Source organism: Leptolyngbya sp. Heron Island J (genome assembly GCF_000482245.1).
In the GTDB taxonomy this organism is placed as follows: Bacteria; Cyanobacteriota; Cyanobacteriia; order Phormidesmidales; family Phormidesmidaceae; genus Leptothoe.
The window spans coordinates 32,022-55,864 of sequence record NZ_AWNH01000015.1 but is presented as its reverse complement, the minus strand read 5'-3'; the positions used below and the strand labels follow the sequence as shown (position 1 = coordinate 55,864).

Sequence of the window (23,843 nt, the reverse complement as noted above, 5' to 3'; positions counted from 1 at the left end):
CTTAATGCCGTCGGGTATAGTAAGAAACCTCTAAATCAGCACACCAACTTTCATTAGTGTTTTCGTAGAGAAAAACTGCGTCTACACGAAAATAGCGACCATCGTGGAAAATACAGTCGCCAACCCGAGGAATGATGGGATATACCGCAAACCACAGATAGTCACGGCTGGGCATATTAGGGTTAGACGGCATTGGAATTTTTGCTAGCACCTGAACTTTATAGCCGTTCCCTGAGTATGCGGTCGGTGACAGCGGGGCTGGCTGGCTGGTGCGTTTTCGTTGGGTGCTAGGACGAGATTTAGCTGTAGACGATTTCGAGGCTGATTTGGATAGTGATTTCGACGATTTGGCAGGCTTGGCTGATTTTTTAGATGGTTCGGTCGGGGAGTTGAGTGGCTCGGGAGACGCTAAAGATAATTCTGTTGGAGTCTGGGGCTTAGGAATATCCTCGACAGGCGGTGTTTTTTTACCCTTTTGCATAAAGGGATTGCCGATAAACGGATTACCTTGCGCATCATCCATAGCTACCCCCAAAATTTGTTGTGGCTAACGTAGCACAGGTTGCCAACTCATAGGCAAGTTGGCTTGACATCTAGCCCTAGGGGTTAGATCGAGCTGGCCCCAACTCGATGGGGAAACCCAAGTTTCCCCATCAGTCGCCGAAAAGCGGTGCAAAATATAGTTCATGGGCAATTATTGGTCTTCACAGACATTCATATACGCTTCAGCATGCTTTATTCATCAGGTTCACGTTCAGTCAATCTCACGTATTTGATCTTAGAAGCGCTGAGAATGGCTCCGGCGTCGATTCCTTATTATGTCAGTCAGTTTTTGGCAGAGAGCTTTCCTGGGAAAGTCATTTTAGAAGGGGATAGCTACTACTTTGACTTACGTAAATATGCTGAAGAGGGGCTATGCACAACCCAAGTAATCAGTACGGTTGAGCTGCCACCAGGATATGCGGCCAGTGCCCGTGAAGCGGTTGTGCATAACCATGTGATGACCCTATGGGACGCAAAAAAACAAAAGCTTCGCTATGAGCAGAAGAACTTTTGTTTTGAGGTGCAGTGGCAAAGCCATAGATTAATGGTTTTGCAGCTTTCTTGGCCCCAAGGCTATTTTGACGACTGCGAATATTATTGGATTTTGGCAGATACCCAGGCTATTGCCGATGACTTTTTTACAGCCGTTTGTAAGTGGAATTCCCAGGTACGCGAAGAGGTTTTGGTATTTGAAGGTGGATTTTGGCAAAAAAACCGTGACCTGTATGCATCGATTAAAAGCGCTACGTTAGAAAATCTGGTGTTAGCTGGCACTCTTAAGGAGGATATTTATGAAGATGCCCAGCGATTTTTTGAATCTCAGTCAATGTACGCTGAGTACGATGTGCCCTGGAAACGAGGGTTGTTATTTATTGGCCCACCAGGGAATGGCAAAACCCACATGGTGAAGGCCCTGGTGAATTCATTGGGGTATCCCTGCTTATATATCAAAAGCTTTAAAACTCGTCAGAGCAGTGATACGGACAATATGCGTCTTGCCTTTAATCGAGTTCGGGAGGCAGCGCCATGTATCGTAGTCATTGAGGACTTAGATGCTCTGGTGGATGATGAAAACCGTTCGTTCTTTTTGAATGAATTGGATGGGTTTGCCCTCAACGATGGGGTGTTGATGATTGCTTCAACCAATCATCCGGAACGGTTGGATATTGCAATTTTGGAGCGGCCCAGTCGATTTGATCGTAAGTATCATTTTGAAGCACCGGAGGTTGCGGATCGGGTGGCATATTTGCAGCTGTGGAATCAAAAGTTGAACCCAGTAATGCAGCTCTCGATGCCTGAAATTAATGCGATCGCAACTGCCGCTGGAAACTTTTCCTATGCATATCTCAAAGAGCTACTCCTATCAGCCAGTATGGTTTGGGTACAAAAGCGTACACCGGGAACCATGGCTAGCATTATGACTGAGCAGCTTGAAAAGTTAAAAACCCAAATGGAGAGCCAATCCTCTGAAACTGCTTCTGAGGCGAGTGCTCGTAGCAACCACAGTGCAACTGAGGTGAATGGTACGGTGCCGGAACAATCGGCGGCTGAAGCAATGACTTCAGACCCTTAAGCGATGCAGCCGTAAGTGCTGCTGCTCTAGGACCGCAAATAGCTCACTAGAGCCCGTAGGCCTAAATCATAGCTATTGACACCAAAACCACAAATTTGCCCAATGGCAACGGGAGCAATGTAGGAATGGTGGCGAAAGGCCTCGCGCTTATGAATATTACTCAGATGGACTTCAACCGTTGGTAGCGCCACTGCTGCGATCGCATCACGAATAGCCACACTTGTATGGGTATAAGCTCCAGGATTTATTAACAATCCCTGATACTTGTCAACAGCTGCCTGTATAGCATCTACCAGGTCACCCTCATGATTAGACTGATAACAACTAACACTAACGCCTAAATCCTTCGATAGAGCGTGCAAAGCGTTATTTATATCCTCAAGGGTTTGACGACCGTATACCTCAGGTTCGCGCTTCCCTAACATATTCAAGTTGGGGCCATGAAGCACCAAAACAGTATCCAATGAGTTACCTAAAAACTACACATTGAATACTATCAGACTTAACTTATCAGAGCCTAGCCATCGTAGCGATACACGCTAGAAATCAAATAAAGCCAGTCAAATTAATGTTTTATAACTATCAAACGTTAACGACGACGATCGTTAACTGGGATAGGAATTGCTTCTGGCTCCGGCTGTGCTGAAGGGCCAAGGAGAGAATCTAAAACTCGGTTTACCCAGTTCTTCAGCTTTTCCAGAATTTTGCCAATATCCATGAGCCAGGTTGCTCCTAATCTCATCTGATGCGGTTCATTTGAAGAACCATTATAAGTTCCAAAAACAGTAGATCAACTCGAAGTAAACTTCAGTGAAGTTATTTATGGAATTATTCACTATGATAACGAATTGGCAGAAATGATCAAGGTACGGCCAGCGCTACTTTGGCATCTATGCAGAACAGGCACTATTCAACAGCGCTCGCCGTAGGACATCTAATGCCGTATTGCGGCTCATTAATCGAATCCACTCACGACTTTTACGATGGCCAAAACGACACTCAATGTGCCACGTCTTGGTTCGGTTGGCCACACCGATAAATACTAAGCCTACGGGTTTCTCAGCGCTACCACCACCAGGTCCAGCCACACCTGTAATGCTGACTCCCCAATCGGTGGCCAGTCGTTGGCGGACACCGGCTGCCATTTGTTGAGCTACTGGTGCACTGACAGCCCCATGACTGGCCAAGTCCTTCGCAGAAACGTCAAGGAGGTGTTCTTTAACGGCGTTGTCATAGGAAATAATCCCGCCCATAAAATAGGCTGAACTACCTGGAACAGCTGTAATCATGGCACCTAATCCGCCGCCGGTACAGGATTCGGCTATGGCCAGGGTGGCTTGGTGTGCTAAGAGCAGACGACCAACGGCATCGCCCAGGGTGTCATCGTCTTCTCCAAAGCAATCGATGCCGCCGATAGCTTTGATTTCCTTAGCAACAGGGTCGATTAGCTGTGCAGCTTCTGCCAGACTGTTGGCCTTAGCGGACACCCGCAGCTTGATCACACCATCACTGGCATAGGGGGCTACCGTAGGGTTCTCCAACTTAAGCAAGGTATCAACTTTGGCTGCTAGTCCTGATTCACTGGCACCCCAAAACTTCAGGGTGCGGCTGTGGATAATCCCGTTGCTCCATCCTTGGGCTTGCAGATATGGAATTGCCGTGGTTTGCCACATGGTATGCAATTCACGCGGCACCCCTGGAAAGGTGAGCATGTGCAATCCGGGGCGTGGTTGCCACAGAATGCCAGGAGCCGTACCTTGAGGGTTAGGTAGCACATCTGCCCCCTCAGGCATTAATGCCTGCTTACGGTTGTTGGCACTCATGGTGCGATCTCGCTGCGCCAATTTTGCTGTAATGTCAGCCAAAACTTCAGCATTTTCGACTAAGGGTACCCCAAAAAAGTCCGCAATTGTTTCGGTTGTAATGTCATCTGGTGTGGGACCTAGGCCACCGGTAAAAATTAGCAATCGTGATCGTTCACAGGCAATTGCAATGGCCCGCGCTAACCGCAGGGGATTATCACCAACAACGGTTTGATAATGATGGGAAATCCCGAGCTTAGCTAACTGTTGGGCTAAGTATTGGGCATTGCTGTTGAGAATGTCACCTAAAAGTAGCTCAGTTCCCACGCATATGATTTCTGCACTGCCGGTCATGATGGTTGGACAGGGGATAAGGGGATAAAAAAATGCTGTTTAAACTGCCCTGTGTTGGTTGATGGTAAAGCATTTCTTGCTGGTTTGATCCGATACTTGAAAGGTATAGGCGCTTGTCGGCAAGGGTGACACTATGGTCGCTGGAAAAAGAATGGGCTGGCCCAGGTGGTTAATTGGCATTGTCATCGGTTCCTGGGTACTGCGGATACTGATTGCATGGCTATTACCCCCTGGATTTGATGAAGCCTACTATTTTTTGTACACCCAGCATTGGGATTGGAGCTATTTTGATCATCCTGTGATGGTGGCGCTGACAACGGCGTTAGGGCCTTGGCTAACGGGATATATTTCCCCGTTGACTATACGGTTGGGGGCGCTGGTGCTGTATGGGGTGAGCACCGGGTTGCTCTATCTCAGTGCTCGACGGTTGTTTGATGCAACTGTGGCGATGTGGACAGTTGCGATCGCATCTCTGTGCCCCCTGTTTATCTTTAGCTTCGGTCTGCTAGCAGCTCCAGATAACGCGTTGATCCTTTGGTGGTCGGCAGCTGCCTATGTGGCCACAGTAGAGTTTTTTCCGAAGGATCAATCATATCGGCCCACGGCCAAACTTGTGTTGATAGGGTTACTGCTGGGTCTTGCCTGTTTGAGTAAATACCATGGCTTTATCCTCGGGCTGAGTGTAGTCGGGTTTTGCTTAACCAGTGTCCGACATCGACGAGCGCTGCTATCTCCATGGACTGGTGTAGCGCTGTTAGTGTTTTTCCTGACGCTGTTACCGCTGATTTACTGGAATATTCAACATAATTGGCTGTCCTTTGGATTTCACTTGTCTACCCGGTTTGATAACGACACCAGCAGGCTGCAGTTTAACGTACTGAATATGGTCGGTGTGTGGCTGGTGGGGATAGCGTATTTGTTTCCGTCCTTGGGTTTCCCCCTATGGTGGGTCAGTGGTCGCAGTCTTTGGCAAAGCCCGAAGGGCGGGTTACGGCAGCGGTTTGTGCTGTGGTTGGGGTTACCTATCGCGGCTGGGTTTACTTTGCTAGGCGGCGTCACTCATATCTATCCAGCCTGGCCTGCCCCAGGGTTGTGGAGCCTAAGCTTGTTGCTGGCGAGTGCTATGACGGCCTGGTCGTTGCGCACCATCAGACGTTGGTTGGTGGGGAGTGCCCTGGTGATGGCAGCGTTATTGTTGTTTGCCCTGGGGCATGTGGTACTGGGAACTTTGCAGCGTCCCGGTGGCGTGTTGCCATTGATTGCGCCGGAGGTAGATCCGACTACAACGATGATTGATGTGGTGCAGTTGCGACGGTTGTTGCAAGATGGGGAGTTGGGAGATGCGATCGCAACAACTGATTTTCTAGTAACCAATGAGTTTTGGCTCAGCGGCTATGTAGACATGGCCATTAGCCCTATGACCTCAGCCCCTGTGATGGCCTTCACCCAAGACCCCCGCGGTCACGCTATCTGGTTTACACCAGCTGATTGGGCTGGCACTTCAGGCTTATTTCTAACTATTGCCGACTACGACCAAAGCCAAATTCGAGCAACCTATGTTCCATATTTTGAAAAGTTCGATCTCCTCAAAAGCGTCGCAACACAGCGAGCAGGAGGAACTACCGAAACATTCTATATCTACGACGTGGGTGAGTTACGCCAGCCCTACGAATATCCCTATTAAAATCAACCAGTAGACGTAAGCTGGAGCCGGTATCTTTTGACTAGCCCTAGGTGCAATGAATGATGGCTGTTGAGAAGACCTATGGCTCTTTAGCGCGCATGACGCTTTGCTCGCCAGCTCGTATAACTTAGTAGTGCTGTTGAACCTAAGGCATAGACAATACCGCTGGGCATCCCCGAAAAAGCTAGTGCTAGACTGCCTACCCACAAAGTCAGGGCATAAATGAACAGCACAGTAAAACGATGAGAAAGCCCGGCATTCAAGAGCCGATGGTGTAGATGGCGCTTATCCGCCACAAACGGTGACAAACCACGACGCAGGCGAGCTAGAATGACTGCCGACATATCCAGAATAGGGACAGCCAGTATCAGTAAGTAGGGTAAGAAAACAGCAGCGGTAGTCACCCCCTTCACCAGACCGATGACCCCAATCCCTGCCAGAGTAAAGCCCATGTAATAGGCTCCACCATCCCCCATAAAGATCTGAGCCGGGTTGAAATTGTACTTTAAAAAGCTCAGCGCCCCCCCAGCTAGAGCCGCCGCAATAATAGCTGCAGCTGGCTGCTCCATAAATAGAGCAACCAGCATCATCACAATGGCTGCAATGCCAGAAACCCCAGCTGCTAGGCCATCTAAACCGTCAATCCAGTTAATGGCATTGGCCATACCCACTAGCCAGACAACCGTCAGGGGTAAGCTGATCCAGGCGTCTAATTGGACAATGTCTAACCCTGGAACAGAGATAAAGGCAATATCAACTCCCACATACCAGGTAATCGATGCCACAATGGCCTGCATTAGTAAACGGCTGACGGCTGAGAGCCCAAATAAATCATCTAAAAGACCAATTAAGAAAAATGCCAGGCCCCCTAGAGTCACTCCCCAAATTTCAGCTTCAGGCTCATTGACAAGTTGTTGACCTTGCGCATCTACAAAACCGCCAGTATTCCAGACAATTAATAAAGCGACGACCGTGCCCAGAAAGATAGATACGCCTCCGAGCCTTACCATAGGAACCTTATGAACCTTACGTCCCCCAGGCATATCAACTCGACCACTGTGTAACCCAATTCTCTTGATTATCGGCGTGGCTACAAGTACCACAGCGGCTGACAGTGTAAAAGCCAGGAGGGGATATATCTGAAAGGGCATGGGTGACAGAGAATGATAGGAGACGACGTAAGCTATCTAATGAACTCAATACAAAAAAGCTGACAGCATACACAACGATCACCGTCACACTAGCAGGTTTTTTAAATCTTTCAAGCGGCTATTTATAAGGTTCAGACTGCCGTTGGCAATTTCTCAAAGAAATTTTCTATGTAAATTGCTATCCGCAGACATTTGTCAAATATCTGACACGTTATGAGCATCTGACTTCGCAGCCGTAATTTATAAAAGCATGAGCTAGCCGTAATATACATCGGCTAGCTCACTGCTAGGTGCTTCCTAAGCAAATAAAGCCTCGGCCTGGTGCAGGTGCGGATACAGTGGAAAACGCTCGCAGAGAGCTGCGACACGATTGCGACAATCAGCCTCAACACTATTATCTTCAGGGGATAACAGCCGATCAGCAATAATGTTGGCAATCTCTTTGAACTCTTCAGTGCCCAACCCGCGAGTCGTCATCGCTGGTGAGCCCAAACGCAGACCGCTGGTCACAAATGGAGATTCAGGGTCAAAAGGAACAGTATTTTTATTGGCGGTAATATTGACCATGCTGACCAAAGCATCAGCTCGTTTCCCAGTCATGCCAATAGAGCGCAAATCAACTAAAACCAAGTGATTATCAGTACCGTCTGACACCACCTTAAAGCCTCGTGCCTGTAATTGAGCTGCTAGGGCCTGGGCATTGGCAATAACTTGTGAACAGTAAGCTTTGAAATCGGGTTTGAGAGCCTCACCAAAAGCAACGGCTTTAGCGGCTATCACATGCTCTAATGGTCCTCCCTGACTACCAGGAAAGACAGCCTTGTCGAATTTTTTGCCCAAATCTGGATCGCTGGTCATAATCAATCCACCCCGAGGACCTCGCAATGTTTTGTGGGTGGTGGTGGTGACTACATGACAATGAGGAATGGGGTCAGGATGATGACCGGTAGCCACTAACCCCGCAATGTGAGCAATATCAGCCATCAGGTAAGCGTCAATCTCATCAGCAATCGCTCGGAATTTATCAAAATGAATGGTCCGAGGATAAGCAGAATAGCCACAAATAATGATTTTGGGCCGATGCTCTAGCGCTAACTTCCTGACTTCATCGTAGTCGAGCTGTTCAGTTTCCCGACTGACACCATATTGCACAACGTTGAACCATTTCCCCGAAACATTGACCGGAGAGCCATGGGTAAGATGGCCACCATGGGAAAGATCCATGCCCATGATGGTGTCGCCAGGCTGGAGCAAGGCTAGAAAAACAGCGAAATTAGCTTGGGCTCCCGAGTGGGGCTGTACATTGGCGTGGGCGGCTCCAAATAGCTGCTTAATGCGCTCAATGGCCAGGGCTTCGGCCTGATCGACAAATTCACACCCGCCGTAGTATCGCTTGTTTGGTAGGCCTTCCGCATACTTATTAGTTAAGACGGAACCTTGTGCGGCCATCACTGCAGGTGATGTAAAGTTCTCACTAGCAATAAGTTCCAAATGCTCTTGTTGCCGCTGCCGCTCGCTTTCAATGATGGCAGTGATGTCTGGGTCAGTTTGTCTCAAAAAGTCAAAATTAGTGGTCATGGGGATGGATACTTTATATGGACAGGCTTAGCTAGCTCAGGAGTCAAGACAGGGAAATGATTCTTGTCGGCTTTACCAGCAAACTATAGTACCGTGCTGCTATGGCCCCTACCAGCCTATTAATCAAAAGCCTATATCTGTTTCAAGCAGTCGATTAATTGAAACTTGCACAAAGTTAATGTTACGTTTCTGTATCAGAATGTAACGCTTGAAAATCTATAATGGATGAAATTCACGAAAACACGTGAGTAATCTCTGCTATTGGGCGCTAGCAAATGCCTAAGAGCAGTAAAGTGAATTTAATTTGCCATACTGTGGCAGAAAAATCATCCACTGCTTTTTGACTCGCTACTAGCTCTTGACGCTTTTTGCATAAGAAGGATACCCATGCTGTTGCAACCCACCACTAAAGTCTCGCCTGCGTCTAAGTTGGCTTCTGTAGACGAGTCATACGAGCGCTGCCGACAAATCACAGCTAAATACTCGAAGACATTCTATATGGGTACTATGCTCATGTCTGAGGTCAAGCGTCGTGCTATCTGGGCCATTTATGTATGGTGTCGACGGACTGATGAGTTAGTGGATGGACCGTCTGCTAAATTCACAACTGAAGCCACATTAGACGACTGGGAGGAGCAATTAGAGTCTGTATTTTCGGGCTATCCTCAAGACGATTATGATGTGGCAATGGTGGATGCTCTGGATCACTTTTCTCTAGATATTCAGCCTTTTCGCGACATGATTTCAGGCCAGCGTATGGACTTGCAATGTTCGCGATACGAGACCTTTGAGGACCTGAAGCTCTACTGCTACCGAGTTGCTGGCACGGTAGGTTTGATGTCTACAGTTGTTATGGGAGTTGATCCCGAGTACAACACAGCGCCATGGGCTAAAGCATTACCCTGTCCTAAGGAAGAAGCGATTGCTTTGGGTATTGCTAACCAGCTCACCAACATTTTGCGTGATGTGGGAGAAGACGCTCGTCGTGGTCGCATCTATTTGCCCCTTGAGGACCTTGAGCTATTCAAATATAGCGAAACAGATTTGATCAATGGGGTAATTGATGAGCGTTGGCGGTCGTTGATGCGTTTCCAGATTCAGCGTGCATTAAAGTTTTATCGGAAAGCAGAGGGTGGTATCAGCGTATTGAGTCCAGATGCTCGTTGGCCAGTTTGGTCAGCTCTCATGCTTTATCGTAAGATTCTGGATGTAATTGCTGAAAACCAGTACGACGTCTTTAATCGACGAGCGTTTGTCCCGACAGTACGTAAGCTGCTGTGTCTGCCTCCTGCATTATTACGTGCTCGTGTACTCTAACAAATGTTAGTATGGCCCCTCACCTGGCCATATAGCTCTTAAAAAAGAATGCCAAAACAAAACGGCACCGAGGCTTCAAGCCTCGGTGCCGTTTTGTTCGATTTGATTGTTGAGACTTCCCAGGTAGACGCTAAGAAATCGCTATTAGGAAGCCGTTGTTTGAGCAGCCAGCATTTCCTTTAGCTTAGCTAGATCAGAAGCCCACCGAGGATCGGGTTGAGTGCTTTCAGGAGCTGGTGAAGAGTAACTGGCAGGTTTACGTCCACCACCACGCTTATTGCCACCTTTACGGTTGCCACCAGCATTACTGCTACTTCCGCCCTCGTTTTCCTTGCTACGTGGCATAGCTTTCTCAACTTTGAGGGTAATGTCCTGTAGAGGCTGACCGTTGTACTTGCTGACAAGAACATCTGCGATTTCATCAGTTTTAACAGTGACGAAACCAAAGCCACGACATTTGCCGGTTTTCCGGTCAGCAATCAACTTGACGGAAACGATATTATCAACATCTTCTGCGAAAACAGCCTCAAACTCCTCGCGTTCTAAGTCACGGGGTAGATTGCCAATATATAAGCGCACTGACATGGGATACCTCTTAAACAAATCTAAAAAACAATTGCGGCGGATGGGTAAATAAAACTGAGCCAACTAACTTTACTAGTGGTTGAGAACCTCTAGAAGAAAACCTGGAGCTGTGGCTTTAACCGATTTGACAAGTGACGAACCGCAGCAAAAAACAATTGGCCATCGTAAGCGAGCGACTATTTTGATGAGTTCAAACCTCAACTTGGACGGTTTGCAAAAATCACCTTCAAACCCTGGTAGCAGTCAACCAAAATGACTATCCATTACTATCCCTACCAGGAATATCTCATTAGATGAAATGAGAAACAGGCCGTATATCTACACCATCAAGGTATCACGCTGTCCGATGCCAAGCCAAGCTATTCAGTGGTTTTTTTGGTGAAGGCTCTCTAAAGATAACGTAGAGTACATTAACAAGCTTAGCCCTTGTTGCCCTAGTTTTTCGATTCAAAATACCGGAGTCTGAAGATTATTGAGTGGTAAAGGTATTGAGATAAGTAAATGTTCTGGGCTCATAAGATATAGTTTGTCAACGACAGCAGATGCTAATTGTTCATAAAAAAACCAGCCACTCAAGTAGGGCTGGCTTGCTGTGTTGAGAGTAGGAGAACCCGATGCCTAACACCAAATTGCCAAAGGCTAATTTGGAAGCGAAGTTAGGCGACCAGTATTCGTTAATAAAATTTAACATTTTATAAAAATGAATGCAATGCCAGGATTTAGGCTGACTGCCTGGCATGTTTTCTGGGGTTAGATTGGTTTGAGTTCTGAATAACAGTGCTTTTGGTATCACTAAGGCTGCCAGGTGATGAATTTCAGGCAGGCTAAGCGATCGCTGTCTGATTTTGCAACTAACCCCCTCTAAAGATGATCCATAGACCGTAGCTCAGGGAAATAAGGCTAATGATGACTGACCAGATGGGATGCTGAGAGGGTTTGATTTGGTTGGGCTGGGTTTGGATCTGATCGATATCAATCCATAGCTGATGACCTCGGCGGAACCAGCCCGTGACCTGCAGGTGTTGGTTTAGTAATGGAACGAGTTCTCTGGTGTTGCTCAGAGGGCCTAGATAGGGCATATAGTGCAGGGCAATACTGCCCTGGGTCGTCTGTAGTCGCCATTCTTGACCTAACCAGTTTGCCAGGTCTGGGCGACCTGTTAAGGTGCCGCTAATTTTGATTGGTCGTTGGCTCAGGGGAATAAGTGTGGGGTCGGTTTGCCAGGTTGTCAGTTTTTTGTCGCTAGTGGGTGGTATGTCTGCGATCTCTGGAAAGAATGGGTTGATTCGCAGCAGTTGGCCGGTTGCTGCACAAATGAGGGGAATACCAATGAGAATACTTTGGTCCTGGTAGAACCAGGCGAGGAGAGGGAAGTCGAGGCTTGTTGCGATCGCACCGATCAACCACATGATTACAGCAATCCCCAGACCAATAGCCAAGCCAGACCAGGCTCCCCCCTGCACTAGCAGATTGCGCCAATCTTCTCCCGAGAGACCCCGCGAACCATTATTTAATTGTAAATGCGCAAAGCTAAGACTGGGCTTGAGTCGCCAATGCCGACCATAGGCGCTAAGGGTATAGAGTCTATCCCCTAGTGGGGGACGAGCCTGATTAATTGAGAGCCAATGACGTAATGGATTCAATGCTCCCCATGCATAATCACGGGCTGATTTGCCAGCTCGGTGTGGCCCCACTGGCAACATTAGGTCCAGGCTTTCCAACAAAGGAGGTGTATATCCCTGTTGATCAACAGCAGCGGTCATTGTATATGCAATTTTGGCCAAAGCGCGTACAAGGCCATTAGGGTTACCTGTGAGTTCAGCGGTGGTACGATCTCGATAGGGAACCCGCGTACGTGCCAACCCGCACCCTACTTTTGCCAGTAACCAGAAAAGACTGTAGCTCAGAGTCGCCACACCACCCGCTGCTAGCCGGAGGCTCCTTGATCGTTCCGTTCCCCATCGCGCCAAAAACCAATAGGCCCGATGCAACCCCTGCAATAACAACCCATGAGTAGACAAAAACACCCAATCTAACGTCGACCAGTGACTCATTTCATACATGATTAATGCCGCCAACTCGTCGGGCTCCAACTGATCAAGCAGTCCCTGACTCACTACAAGCTGGCCATAGCGAGGTCGCCATCCATAGGAAAAAATCAGAGGAAGTTCACTGCTAATCAACTGAATTTTAGGAAACGGCCAACGTCGTTTGGCGCAGAGACGTCGTAAAAGTTGTACCGCTTCTGGGCTGTAGGTTTGTAACTTTGAGCTGGTGAGTTGATCGGTGGGGCGCAGCAGCAAGGGCCACAACCATGTGGCAGCAATGGTCAGAATACCTAGACTAATTAGGACGGTCCAGTACTGGGGCTCCCAGAAAATATTGCTAACCCGAAAGTTGATGGGTAATAGTCGCCTTAGAAACTGGAGATAATTGCCCGTGGACGTTAGGGCAGTTGCTACCAGCCAGCGCACTACCAAAAAAAGAATTGGAATAGTCGTCATTTGGGCAAACCAAAGTCGCCCTACACTCACCTTGCCTAAAGATTTCAACCGATTGAGTCGATCTCCTTTGGCCCAGGTCTCAGGTCCATTGGCTGTAGACTTTAATCGATTAGGTAAAACATCTTGGGATTGCTCAGGGACAATCTGAGTAGGGTCTTCTAAGGGATTGGGGGGTGGGCTGGGTGTAGTTGCAATTGATGAACTGGGTGTAGTTGCAATTGATGAACTGGGTGTAGTTGCAATTGATGAACTGGGTGTAGTTGCGATTGATGGATTGTTGTTGTCAGACCCGTCGGGCGTTTTGGGAGCATTGCCGTCCTCAAGTTCTAGAATTTCTCGACGGTTGAGTGTTTGATAATGAAAGAGGGATGAGCGATGTGTGCCAGTAGAGTCAGAAATGTTGTCTAGGGATGGGGACTCTGTATTCGATACTTTGTTGAGACTGGGCCTGTCTTTAATAGGCTTATCTGCAGATTTGTCGGTATCACCTTCAGGTTCGCTCTGAAAGGGAACAAATCCGCTAGTCTCAGGCACAAAGCCACTAGCTACATCAGAGATGTTATGGGATTGTTGAGGAGATATCTCGGCGTCTAGCTGTTTTACTTTATCGTGAGCCCATTGCCGAATAGCGGGACTGCGACTGTTTAGCAGGGGTTGACACAGTTCGTGAGCCCGAACATTGTTTCCTTGAGCTTTATAGGCACGGATAAGTCCCATTTGGGCCTTGAGCCGATAATTGGTACTGACTTCACCAGACTGACTAAGCTGCTGAAATGTTGAGATCGCACGCTCATAGTCTTTTTGTTTAAGTGCAGCTAACCCAACTTTAATCAACTGTTCTGGCGATTTATCCAAACCCATGCAAATATCCTCTGATGTCATTGACGGCAGTGCGGGGATTGTGCCGCAATCTTAGCGCGAATGATCAGAAGATGCCCGAGAAGAGGTTGGTGGAGGGGCAGCTAACATTTGTTCTACCATTGTGTAGAGAGTCTCCTCATCATCACCAGTCAGCTGACGATCCTTCAGCTCAATTAAACCAGCAGCCAGGGGCTGTGCTCGTTTTTTATAGACATTGTTCGCTGTTAAAAGATCGACAAAAATCTCTCGTTCAATTTGATGACGATCGGCGTCATCTGGCAGTGGAGTGCCGTAAGCAACATTGTCGACTTCATACTTAAGTAGAAAAATCAATGCGTTGCAATATGTTTGCAACAAATTTTGAAGACTGCGTGTATCCAGCTCCAGACGATCAAATCCTACCTCTCCCTCGATGCGTAATTCAACAATAGGTTGTTGATCGGGGAAGAGTCGTTTTTGATTAATCGCTTGATCAATTGTCTTAAGTGAAAGTCCTTCAATATCTTCTAATGCCTCATGTCCTCGAAGTTTCAAGCTCAGTCTGGTGATGGGTCGCTGGCGGTAATTAGTCTGGAGCTGGGCATTAATCTGCCCAGCATCAATATTGACTAATAGCGCCCCTCGTTCAAAGCTAGCTTCGTCTACATTGTTAGCTTCAAGAGAGCCAGGGTTAAAGACCCAATTATCGACAGTGTAGTGTTTGTGAATATGTCCCAATCCGAGATAGTCGACACCAGCCTCTTTGAGGGGGAGTAAATCGCTATAGCGAAGTGCTCCGGAGTAGCGAGCAATTTGACCTTCTAAGCCATGGTGAAACAGTAAAACAGTTGAACCAGGACCTGTAGGCAGTGTCTCTATCGCTGTGGCAATTTGCTCAATGGCCTTAGGTGCAGCGGCACCGTACCAGCTAGCGCCCAGGACTCGTACGCCGCAATCAAGATCAATGTAGCTCCCTCGTTTTGTTTTTTCATTCCAGGGAAGATACAAGGTGTCATCAGAGCCTGGCTCTAGCAACTTGAGCAATCCCCAGTCTGAGAGGTAGCGTAGCCAGCTGGTTTTGGTTCCATAGGGACAGTTATCGTGGTTTCCTTCAATCGCGATAACTGGAATTTCAGCTGCCTGTAGTTGCTGAAGACAGAGCTGAGCCTGGTTCAAGATGGCGGGTTGAATCATCCGATGCTCAAACAGATCACCCGCAATGGCTACAAAATCTACGTTTTGCTGGATGGCGTAACGCTCAAATACATCCCACAGGGTATGAAAAAAATCCTGGGTTCGCACCTTGCTGCTATAGCGATCAAACCCCAGATGCACATCGGCAATATGTAGAAATTTCGCCATGATTTAATGTATGCCAGCACTGCCGTTGGCTAACTGTCTTAAACAGGAGTCTCAGTTTCAGCGGCCAATTGCTCTAGCTTAGCTTGTTGATCTTGAGTGATGCAGGATTGCACCATAGTCTCAATGTCTCCTTCTAGGGCGGGGGCCAGACTGAAGTTTTGTCCTAGGCGATGGTCGGTGACTCGGTTATCTTTGTAGTTATAGGTGCGAATTTTTTCTGAGCGAGAGCCTGTTCCGACCTGTGAGCGACGCATGTCGGTTACTTCAGCTTGCTGTTCCTGGAGCATCATTTCATAGAGCTTGGCTCTCAAAATTTGCATGGCTCGCTCTCGGTTTTGTAGCTGCGATCGCTCTTCGGTACAAAAAATGCGAATGCCTGTAGGTTTGTGAAACAAATCAACCGCCGTCTCCACCTTATTGACGTTTTGTCCACCGGCACCCCCAGAACGAGCCGTGGTTAACTCAATATCTTTTGGATCAATTTTGACTTCCACATCATCGACCTCTGGCATGACCGCCACAGTGGCTGTTGATGTATGCACACGACCACTCGTCTCAGTAGCAGGGACTCGCTGTACACGATGAACACCTGCCTCAAACTTGAGCTTGCTATAAACCTGATCGCCGGTAATCTCCAGAATGGCTTCTTTACAACCACCCATGTCAGCGACCGACTGGCTAACCGTCTGCACTTTCCAACCCTGACCTTCAGAGTAGCGCGAATACATTCGTAACAGGTCTCCAGCCCAGATACCCGCCTCATCACCTCCGGTACCCGCTCGAATCTCCAACATAATATTTTTATCGTCGTTGGGATCACGGGGCAGTAGCAAAATTTTGAGGCGCTTTTCTTGGGAGGCAATTGTTGCCTGCAGTTCCTTGACTTCCATGGCAGCCATTTCCCGCAGCTCTTCGTCACCCGCAGACTCTTTAAGGACCTCCTGAGCACCCTCATAGTCTGACTGAGCTTTTTTCCACTCGTTATAGGTGGTAATAGTTTCCTCTAGTGATGCTCGGGCCTTGGCAATTTTTTGAAACTCATCTGGGTCTCTAGCCACATCCGGATCGGCAAGGCGGCGGGTCAGTTCTTCAAAGGTTCGATCAACTGACTGTAGTTTGTCGAGGAGATATTGCTCAGCCATGGAATTTACCTAATAACGTCAGCAGGTTAGTGCCACAAGAAATGTCAAATAAAAAATATCCGAAAGATACAATGATCCTTCGGACACAAAATAACTTGACTAGCTGCTAGCCTTCAGCGCTGTCGGTGGTTTTTTTCGTATCGTCAGCCATGCCATACTTCCGTAGGAAGCGCTCAACACGACCTTCAGTGTCAATGATCTTCTGAGTACCGGTATAAAAGGGATGGTTACCAGACCAAACGTCCACATGGAGTTCAGGCTTAGTAGAGCCTACGGTCATAATCAATTTGCCGTCGCAGTAAACCTTAGCGTCAGGGTACCACTCAGGATGAATATCAGCTTTGGGCATTTTTCTGTTCCGGGAATGAAATAATTGGTAAAACAAACGATATCCAAACTTAACGCTTGGAGAACTGGGAGGCTTTACGGGCTTTCTTCAAACCGTACTTCTTACGCTCTTTGCAGCGAGGATCACGGGTCAAATAACCTTCAGTCTTCAAAGGGCCACGGTTAGCAGGGTCTAGTTCGCAAAGAGCCCGAGCCACACCTAGCTTGATGGCATCAGCTTGACCTGTGAGCCCACCGCCACGAACATTGACCAAAATATCGTAATCACTCTCAAGTCCGAGAGTTTCTAATGGTGCTTTGGTAGCTGACATATAGGCTGCGTTGTTTTGCAGGTGGGTTTCACCAGGTTTGCCATTGACGACGAGCTTGCCATCTCCGGGCACCAAACGGACACGGGCAACAGACGCTTTGCGTCGGCCTGTACCCCAATAAACAACGCGATCGGACTGTCCTTCTGACATGGAACTATGCTCTCCTATAAATATTACGAGGTCTGCTGGGGCTATCAGATATTGATGGCTTCAGGCTTCTGAGCTGCGTGAGGATGCTCAGGGCCAGCGTAAACTTTCAAATTTGTAAACAGCTTGCGTCCTAAAGCATTCTTAGGCAGCATTCCCTTGACAGCTTTTTCAATAATTCGTTCAGGAATTCGGTTCTGAAGTTGGTCAAATGTTTCAACCTTCATACCACCGGGACGTCCAGAATGACGACGATAGAGCTTCTGTTGGCGTTTGTTGCCAGTAACATCTACCTTCTCAGCATTAATTACAATGACAAAATCGCCAGTATCCATATTTGGAGTGAAGGTGGGCTTATTTTTCCCACGCAGAATACTGGCAATTTCAGTTGCTAGACGGCCAAGTCTTTTATCGGCGGCATCGACAACGTACCATTTCTTGTCAATTTCTTGGACTGGGGGAATGTAGGTCTTAAACATGCTTAGGCTCTGATATCAACGATCTAGATGAAAGGTGGCCGCCACGATTATGAGGATGCTGGGTGACATCTCATCAGATTGCCCACAGCAATCTAAACAGCCAAATTCTGTATGGTGGAATGCAGCGTTAGCTGTGGTTGTGTATCAAACCATGCATCCGATGCAAAGGGGAAATGCTGGTAACCTACCCGCAACAGGCATAATCCCCGAGCAGGTGCGGCATGCTTGACTAAGTCACGACGCCCTAACTGCCAAAGTTCAGTAAAAGCAGCAGGGGTCAGACGACCTCGCCCCACGTTCACTAGCAAGCCCATCACCAGGCGCACCATGCCGTAGAGAAAACCAGCAGCCTGCAGCTCAACTTGAACAAACGGTCCACGCCGGGAACACTCAGCCGCTTGCAACTCAACCCATGAATGGGCACGACTAGATCCCGCGCGATGAAACGCAGTTAACTCATGATAACCCAACATGGGGGTTAATGCTGACTGCATTAGCTGTTCGTCCAGAGGTTCATGGTAAAAGTGCCATGTATAGGGACGAACGAAAAGGTTGGGGTACGCATCGGTGTAGATGGTATAGCGATAGCGTCGCCATTTGGCCGAATACTGGGCATGCCAGTCATCCGGGACATGGGCTGACGCTCGCACGACGATGTCTTCACTTAATCGATGGTTAAGGATAGAGGCCCAACGATACGCTGGAATAACCTTAGGCGCATCAAAATGGGCTACTTGGGCGGCTGCATGTACCCCTGTATCAGTCCGCCCCGCTCCGTGGATGGTTGTGCGAGTCCCCAACAGTGACTCAATGGCTAACTCAATCTCTGCTTGCACAGTACGCTTATTTGGCTGGCGTTGCCATCCATAGAAGTTAGTGCCCTGATATTGAACAACAATAGCTACCCGCTGGGTGCCTTGGTCGGTTTCAGGTACAGCTTCAAGCTGTTTAGCAAGCATAGGATTAGCCATCAAGCAGAACTAAGTGAGCTCAATAATAGCCATGTCTGAGTTATCGCCCCGACGACTCACTGTCCGCACGATACGGGTATAGCCTCCCTGGCGTTCAGCGTAGCGAGAGGGTGCTTGCTCAAATAAAGCATGGACAAGATCTTTGTCATACATATACCCCATGGCTCGACGACGAGCAGCTAGAGAGCCTTCTTTAGCTAGGGTAATCATTCTATCCGCTTCGGAACGGACAGCTTTCGCTCGGGTAAGTGTAGTTTTGATCCGCCCGTGCCGAATGAGTTCGGTAGTAAGCGATCGCAATAAAGCACGACGCTGATCAGCAGGTTTGCCCAATTGGGGCGTACGACGGCGATGGCGCATGGGATCTCCTTGTTGACGCTATAGACAAGAAAAAACCGAAGCCTGGGGCTTCGGAAAAGTGGCCTGAATGCTTTCAAGGCCAAAAAACTACCGACCTAAGATGACTTAGCCGGTTTCTCAATAGGCAGGGTAATGCCTAGACGATGTTGCAGTGAATCAATCACCTCTTCAGCTGACTTTTGGCCAAAGTTTTTAATCTCTAGAAGATCTTCTTGGCTGTAATCCAGTAGATCAGAAACAGAGTTAATCTGAGCCCGCTTTAGGCAGTTATAGGCACGTACAGACAGCTGCAGCTCCTCAATAGGAATCTGATAAGTAGTGTCTTCCTCTTTGATGTCCTCATCGCGCTTAGGTTCAAGAGTGACATCTTTGAGTGGACTAAACAGATCCACAAGAATATCAGCGGCTTGGCTCATCGCCTGCTGAGGAGTAAGACTACCATTGGTGCTGACTTCCATCAACAAACGGTCTTTGGGCTGATCAGCCCCCACAATGGTTTCCTCAACCGAATAGTTAACCTTGCGCACTGGCATAAAGATGGCGTCGATCTGCATAAAGTCCAATGCAGTGGCTTCATCTCGATTGTTGCTTACAGACCGATACCCACGACCGTTTTCTACCCGGAACTCCATCTCAAGCGTGTAGCCTTGAGCTACCGACGCTATGTAATGATCTGGATTGATGAGCTCGACTTCAGCAGGCAACTCAAAATGGGCAGCTGTCACTGTCGCTGGACCCTGTACGGCCAACCGTCCGATCTGTGGCTGGTTAGTATACGTCTTAAGAACAACCTCTTTCAGGTTGAGAATAATATCCAGGACATCCTCACGTACACCTGGAATAGTGGCAAACTCGTGATTAGCGCCGGCTATGCGCACAGCAGTAATCGCTGCACCCTCTAGATTAGAAAGCAACACCCGCCTTAGCGCATTACCTACGGTAATACCCTGACTACGCTCAAGGGGCTCAATGACGAACCGACTAAATTGACTCTGGTCGTCATCAACAATTGATTCTACACATTCAACTTGAAACTGTCCCACTGCAGTGACCTCCCTTAGATAGCTGTTGGGTCCATCTGTTAGCTGATAAGCATCAAACCTTTAAACACGGCGACGCTTTGGTGGACGGCATCCGTTGTGGGGAATGGGAGTCACATCGCGAATCAAAGTGATTTCCAACCCGGCACCCTGCAGGGCTCGTATAGCAGTTTCACGACCAGCACCAGGACCGCTAACCATTACTTCAACCTGACGCATGCCCTGGTCCATAGCACGACGGGCGGCACTATCAGCAGCAGTCTGAGCTGCAAAAGGAGTCCCCTTCTTAGCTCCTTTAAAGCCACTGGAACCAGCGGATGCCCAAGAAATGGCATCGCCCTTGGTATCTGTGATGGTCACAATGGTGTTATTGAATGTCGATTGAATATGGACGACACCGTTGGGGACATTCTTTCTTGGTTTGCGTCCACCTGAGCGCTTGACGCCTTTAGCCATAGTTCGTGTATTCCTGAAACGTTACTTTTCCAAAAACTTGTAGATCTTAATTCCCAGTGATTAATCTGCCTGCCGATGCACTGTCCTGCTAAACCACATTTTCTGTTCTACCAGCATGGTCCAACCAGCAACCCTAGATTAAAGATTGCTTGCAGATGGCGCTGTCAGACCTACTTCTTACCAGGCTTCTTCTTGCCAGCAATGGCTAAGCGCTTGCCTCGGCGAGTGCGTGCATTAGTGCGAGTCCGCTGTCCACGTACTGGCAACCCCATACGGTGACGACGTCCTCTATAGCAGCCAATATCCATTAGCCGCTTAATGTTCATGCTCTCCCATCGTCTCAGATCGCCCTCGATCTGATAGTCGTTCTCAACGACTTCTCGGAGCTTAGCGACATCACTATCGACTAAGTCCTTGACGCGAATGTCGGCATTGACCCCAGTCTTTGCCAAGATTTCTTTTGAACGGCTTAAACCAATACCGTAAATGTAGGTTAATCCAATCTCAATGCGCTTATCCCTGGGTAGGTCAACGCCTGCAATACGTGCCACCGTGCTTTCTCCCTAGTTGTCTGCCATGCGGTCACATCAGCACTGAAAAGTCAGCGGGTAACCGCTAGTTGAATGTGAAATAAATCGTTAAACTTGTTACTGTGACTAACCCTGGCGTTGCTTATGCTTAGGGTTAGAACAAATCACCATAACCCGACCGCGCCGACGGATCACCCGGCACTTGTCACACATCTTCTTGACGGATGCCCGTACTTTCATGCTGAAAAGTAATAAAACTTGCCTACAGAAGTGTGATTCTAGCAAACAGCTTAACAAGTGGTCAATTAATTTTTGTTGCGAATGGTTGATGGGGTTTTTTGATGGTTATTCAATGTCATTGAATAACCATCAAAAAACCCCACTACGGTTGATAGCGGAGCTTTCTGGATTTTAATTTAAGTGCTTACTGGCTGTTTACTAACGGTTTAAGCCTCTCGACGCAGGGCTGCTTCAACTTGCTTGAACTCTTGCTCAAGCCGAGTCTTAAGTTTTGAGGGGATAGGACGATTGGGATAGGAGCTGTAATGTCCTGCTAATGAATTTAATGCTGTTTGCATGGTGGAAAAAGAACTGAGGCTAGCTGCACTGGCAGAGCGACGGTATCGTGCTGAAAAGGCGTTGATTTGTTGCCTGGCCTGAGCACGAACCTCAGGAAGATTTGGGGCATCTGCAGGCAATTCAATGGCGGTTCTCAGGGTCTCTACTACTGCTATGGTGTCTTGACGATAGTTGCCGCTAAGGCCATCAGCTCCCATGCCGTCCCCACCACAGCCAGTGAGGCCTAGCAGCGCCACTAGGGTAAATGCAAACAAACGAGACAAAATACGTTTCATAAACTTATTCCCAATTACAGATGGCTCTACTTTGGTGTGCCTGGCCACTGGGCCTGTGGTGATTATCTTATCTGAATGGGGTACTCAGGAAAACTGACGATGAAACCGGTCATTCAGCCTAAGGGGGCTAGGCAGGAAAGATCCGTAGTCGCCGGTTAGGTTCGTCGCCAAAACTCAAGGACTTGAGTCGGTAGTGCTCGGCCAGTTCGTGCTGCATTTTTCGGATTTTGGCAGAGCGGGGTAGCAATTCTACAGGTTGACCTTTGGGAATCACAATTTGTTCAACAGCCAGTCTGGCTTCTTCAAGGGCTTCTAGTTCGTCATCTTGGCCTTGGCGGGTGAAGAGGGAAAGATCAATGGCCTCTGATTGATCTCGGGGATCAATGTCGAGGAGCCGCTGCAGTGCCCGTGTGATTTGGGGGATGGTATTGGATTTGACGGTGTAGATCGGGAGTTGGCGGGATTTGGCTAATGTTTTGAGCTTAGAGTGATTACGTACATGCGATCGCAACGCTAATACTGCCTGAGCTACCCCAAGTTCCTTAGTAATGGAGACCGGTAGCTTGAGGGTGTCAATCACGTGGTGCAGCTGTTCCCGACTAATTCCATAGGGGTAAATGGTTACTAAGTCTTCGCCATTGGGGCCGACGGGTGTGGACAATTCCAGATCAGCCGTATCCATCTGCCGGTCTAGCAAAGCCTGAAAATCATCATGGGCGGTGGACAGGGGCAGGGGTGTTGGCTGTGCTGGAGCAGATTGACGCATCCGAGGAGCTACTGGCTCCATTTGTCCTGCTTCTCGCCAGCCTCGCTGCGTCCGTCTTGTAGTACGTCGTTGGCTGACAACATCAGGCAGTTCATGGGTAATCAGCACCTTGCCGTTATCACCGACGGTGCGAATTTGAGTTTCGGGAGTTCGTCCACGTAGCAGATGGTCAACGGTAGCGGCCACGTCTTCATGAACCACCCATCGCTGTCTTTCTAACATCTCGACCGCCATGTCAAACGTGGGTGGAGCCTTGCGCTCTAGCACGCTTTTTTGGCTACCTCGACGGCGAGCTTCATCGTCTCCCAAGGTAACTGTTTGAATGCCGCCGATTAAATCAGCAAGGGTGGGGTTTTTGATCAAATTTTCTAGCTGATTACCGTGGGCTGTACCTACCAGTTGTACTCCTCTTTCTGCGATGGTTCTGGCTGCCAATGCTTCAAGCTCGGTACCGATCTCATCAATGATGATCACCTCAGGTGTATGATTTTCCACGGCTTCAATCATCACCTGATGCTGCTGCTCTGGATGCGCCACCTGCATGCGACGGGCCCGCCCAATAGCAGGGTGGGGAATGTCCCCATCCCCAGCAATTTCATTGGATGTGTCGATAATCACCACGCGTTTACTTAAGTCGTCGGCCAGCACCCGAGCAATTTCCCGTAGAGCCGTGGTTTTCCCTACCCCTGGTCGACCCAATAACAAAATTGATTGACCTGCTTCTACCAGGTCGCGAATCATTTCTACGGTGCCAAAAACAGCTCGACCTACCCGACAGGTCAGGCCAATGATGGTGCCAGCCCGATTTCGCATGGCACTGATTCGATGTAGGGTCTTTTCAATGCCGGCCCGATTATCGCCACCAAAAGTACCGACTCGCTCAATGCAGTGTTCTAAATCTGTTTTGGAGATGACCTGTTCTGCAAGATACTCGGCCTGTCCTGGAAATCTGGCTTCAGGTCGTCTGCCCAAGTCGAGAATGACTTCAATCAGCTGAGATCGCTTGGGATGGTCACTAAGAGGTTGACGCAGCTCAGGGGGCAGGATGCTGAGTAGCTGATTTAAATCATCGTGAATTGGAGCATTACTGCTAGAGAACGCAGAAATCGATTCAGGCGCAGATCCGTATTCGTCTGAACGAGCCAT

The 23,843-nt window shown here is 48.4% G+C and carries 24 protein-coding genes; 3 read left to right on the top strand and 21 right to left on the bottom strand.

Translation table 11 applies throughout. The features are described from left to right. Position 1: 1 nt before the first annotated feature. On the bottom strand, positions 2 to 523 hold the full coding sequence (locus tag N836_RS77400) for a hypothetical protein (protein WP_023071190.1): 522 nt from the start codon (positions 521 to 523) through the stop codon (positions 2 to 4). A gap of 270 nt (positions 524 to 793) precedes the next feature. Between N836_RS77400 and N836_RS44980 the strand changes: the two genes are divergently transcribed. After that, on the top strand, positions 794 to 2,116 hold the full coding sequence (locus tag N836_RS44980; RefSeq protein WP_023071189.1) for an AAA family ATPase: 1,323 nt from the start codon (positions 794 to 796) through the stop codon (positions 2,114 to 2,116). A 26-nt stretch (positions 2,117 to 2,142) separates the two neighbouring features. Here the strand turns inward: N836_RS44980 and aroQ are convergent, their stop codons facing one another. The 3 genes from aroQ to N836_RS44970 form a co-directional block, all read right to left on the bottom strand. Then, positions 2,143 to 2,580: a type II 3-dehydroquinate dehydratase gene (gene aroQ, locus N836_RS44975; protein ID WP_031291783.1), complete on the bottom strand. Its 438-nt coding sequence runs from the start codon at positions 2,578 to 2,580 to the stop codon at positions 2,143 to 2,145. Positions 2,581 to 2,705: 125 nt separating this feature from the next. Next, the gene (locus tag N836_RS76930) at positions 2,706 to 2,858 is read right to left on the bottom strand and encodes a hypothetical protein (RefSeq protein ID WP_200867389.1); all 153 of its coding nucleotides are present in this window, start codon (positions 2,856 to 2,858) and stop codon (positions 2,706 to 2,708) included. Between the two features lie 148 nt (positions 2,859 to 3,006). Next, complete coding sequence (locus N836_RS44970) at positions 3,007 to 4,272, bottom strand: competence/damage-inducible protein A (protein ID WP_023071186.1); 1,266 nt, start codon at positions 4,270 to 4,272, stop codon at positions 3,007 to 3,009. A gap of 133 nt (positions 4,273 to 4,405) precedes the next feature. Here N836_RS44970 and N836_RS44965 point away from each other — a divergent pair, with 133 nt between their 5' ends. Continuing rightward, on the top strand, positions 4,406 to 5,956 hold the full coding sequence (locus tag N836_RS44965; RefSeq protein WP_063624657.1) for an ArnT family glycosyltransferase: 1,551 nt from the start codon (positions 4,406 to 4,408) through the stop codon (positions 5,954 to 5,956). 89 nt (positions 5,957 to 6,045) lie between these two features. Here the strand turns inward: N836_RS44965 and N836_RS44960 are convergent, their stop codons facing one another. Further along, positions 6,046 to 7,107 carry a glycosyltransferase family 4 protein gene (locus N836_RS44960; RefSeq protein ID WP_031291781.1) on the bottom strand — a complete coding sequence of 354 codons (1,062 nt, stop codon included), beginning with the start codon at positions 7,105 to 7,107 and terminating at the stop codon, positions 6,046 to 6,048. Positions 7,108 to 7,404: 297 nt separating this feature from the next. Beyond that, positions 7,405 to 8,685: a serine hydroxymethyltransferase gene (gene glyA / locus N836_RS44955; RefSeq protein ID WP_023071183.1), complete on the bottom strand. Its 1,281-nt coding sequence runs from the start codon at positions 8,683 to 8,685 to the stop codon at positions 7,405 to 7,407. 387 nt (positions 8,686 to 9,072) lie between these two features. On the opposite strand from glyA, the gene crtB reads away from it, so the two are divergent. After that, positions 9,073 to 10,002 carry a 15-cis-phytoene synthase CrtB gene (gene crtB, locus N836_RS44950; protein WP_031291778.1) on the top strand — a complete coding sequence of 310 codons (930 nt, stop codon included), beginning with the start codon at positions 9,073 to 9,075 and terminating at the stop codon, positions 10,000 to 10,002. 144 nt (positions 10,003 to 10,146) lie between these two features. Here the strand turns inward: crtB and N836_RS44945 are convergent, their stop codons facing one another. From N836_RS44945 to N836_RS44875, 15 genes are all read right to left on the bottom strand, one after another. Next, positions 10,147 to 10,587, bottom strand: a complete 441-nt coding sequence (locus N836_RS44945) for an RNA recognition motif domain-containing protein (RefSeq protein WP_023071181.1) — start codon at positions 10,585 to 10,587, stop codon at positions 10,147 to 10,149. 851 nt (positions 10,588 to 11,438) lie between these two features. Continuing rightward, positions 11,439 to 13,952: a M48 family metalloprotease gene (locus N836_RS44935; protein ID WP_023071179.1), complete on the bottom strand. Its 2,514-nt coding sequence runs from the start codon at positions 13,950 to 13,952 to the stop codon at positions 11,439 to 11,441. Positions 13,953 to 14,003: 51 nt separating this feature from the next. Further along, positions 14,004 to 15,293, bottom strand: coding sequence for a metallophosphoesterase family protein (locus N836_RS44930; RefSeq protein WP_023071178.1), 1,290 nt, complete (start codon positions 15,291 to 15,293; stop codon positions 14,004 to 14,006). Positions 15,294 to 15,331: 38 nt separating this feature from the next. Continuing rightward, positions 15,332 to 16,435, bottom strand: a complete 1,104-nt coding sequence (gene prfA / locus N836_RS44925; protein ID WP_023071177.1) for a peptide chain release factor 1 — start codon at positions 16,433 to 16,435, stop codon at positions 15,332 to 15,334. Positions 16,436 to 16,541: 106 nt separating this feature from the next. Beyond that, entirely contained in the window at positions 16,542 to 16,784 is a 243-nt protein-coding gene (gene rpmE, locus N836_RS44920; protein WP_023071176.1) for a 50S ribosomal protein L31, read from the bottom strand. A 49-nt stretch (positions 16,785 to 16,833) separates the two neighbouring features. After that, positions 16,834 to 17,244, bottom strand: a complete 411-nt coding sequence (gene rpsI, locus N836_RS44915) for a 30S ribosomal protein S9 (protein WP_023071175.1) — start codon at positions 17,242 to 17,244, stop codon at positions 16,834 to 16,836. A 44-nt stretch (positions 17,245 to 17,288) separates the two neighbouring features. Then, positions 17,289 to 17,720 (bottom strand): 50S ribosomal protein L13, encoded by a 432-nt coding sequence (gene rplM, locus N836_RS44910; protein ID WP_023071174.1) that lies wholly within the window; start codon positions 17,718 to 17,720, stop codon positions 17,289 to 17,291. Positions 17,721 to 17,812: 92 nt separating this feature from the next. Continuing rightward, positions 17,813 to 18,679, bottom strand: a complete 867-nt coding sequence (gene truA / locus N836_RS44905; protein ID WP_036052447.1) for a tRNA pseudouridine(38-40) synthase TruA — start codon at positions 18,677 to 18,679, stop codon at positions 17,813 to 17,815. Between the two features lie 21 nt (positions 18,680 to 18,700). Then, the gene (rplQ, locus tag N836_RS44900; protein ID WP_023071172.1) at positions 18,701 to 19,051 is read right to left on the bottom strand and encodes a 50S ribosomal protein L17; all 351 of its coding nucleotides are present in this window, start codon (positions 19,049 to 19,051) and stop codon (positions 18,701 to 18,703) included. A gap of 95 nt (positions 19,052 to 19,146) precedes the next feature. Beyond that, positions 19,147 to 20,094 carry a DNA-directed RNA polymerase subunit alpha gene (locus N836_RS44895; RefSeq protein WP_023071171.1) on the bottom strand — a complete coding sequence of 316 codons (948 nt, stop codon included), beginning with the start codon at positions 20,092 to 20,094 and terminating at the stop codon, positions 19,147 to 19,149. 60 nt (positions 20,095 to 20,154) lie between these two features. Next, complete coding sequence (gene rpsK / locus N836_RS44890; protein WP_023071170.1) at positions 20,155 to 20,547, bottom strand: 30S ribosomal protein S11; 393 nt, start codon at positions 20,545 to 20,547, stop codon at positions 20,155 to 20,157. Positions 20,548 to 20,717: 170 nt separating this feature from the next. Beyond that, entirely contained in the window at positions 20,718 to 21,098 is a 381-nt protein-coding gene (rpsM, locus tag N836_RS44885) for a 30S ribosomal protein S13 (protein ID WP_023071169.1), read from the bottom strand. A gap of 105 nt (positions 21,099 to 21,203) precedes the next feature. Next, positions 21,204 to 21,317, bottom strand: a complete 114-nt coding sequence (rpmJ, locus tag N836_RS74410) for a 50S ribosomal protein L36 (protein ID WP_006515920.1) — start codon at positions 21,315 to 21,317, stop codon at positions 21,204 to 21,206. A 206-nt stretch (positions 21,318 to 21,523) separates the two neighbouring features. Continuing rightward, positions 21,524 to 21,931, bottom strand: a complete 408-nt coding sequence (gene psb27 / locus N836_RS44880) for a photosystem II protein Psb27 (RefSeq protein ID WP_023071168.1) — start codon at positions 21,929 to 21,931, stop codon at positions 21,524 to 21,526. Between the two features lie 127 nt (positions 21,932 to 22,058). Next, positions 22,059 to 23,843, bottom strand: a complete 1,785-nt coding sequence (locus N836_RS44875; RefSeq protein ID WP_023071167.1) for a R3H domain-containing nucleic acid-binding protein — start codon at positions 23,841 to 23,843, stop codon at positions 22,059 to 22,061.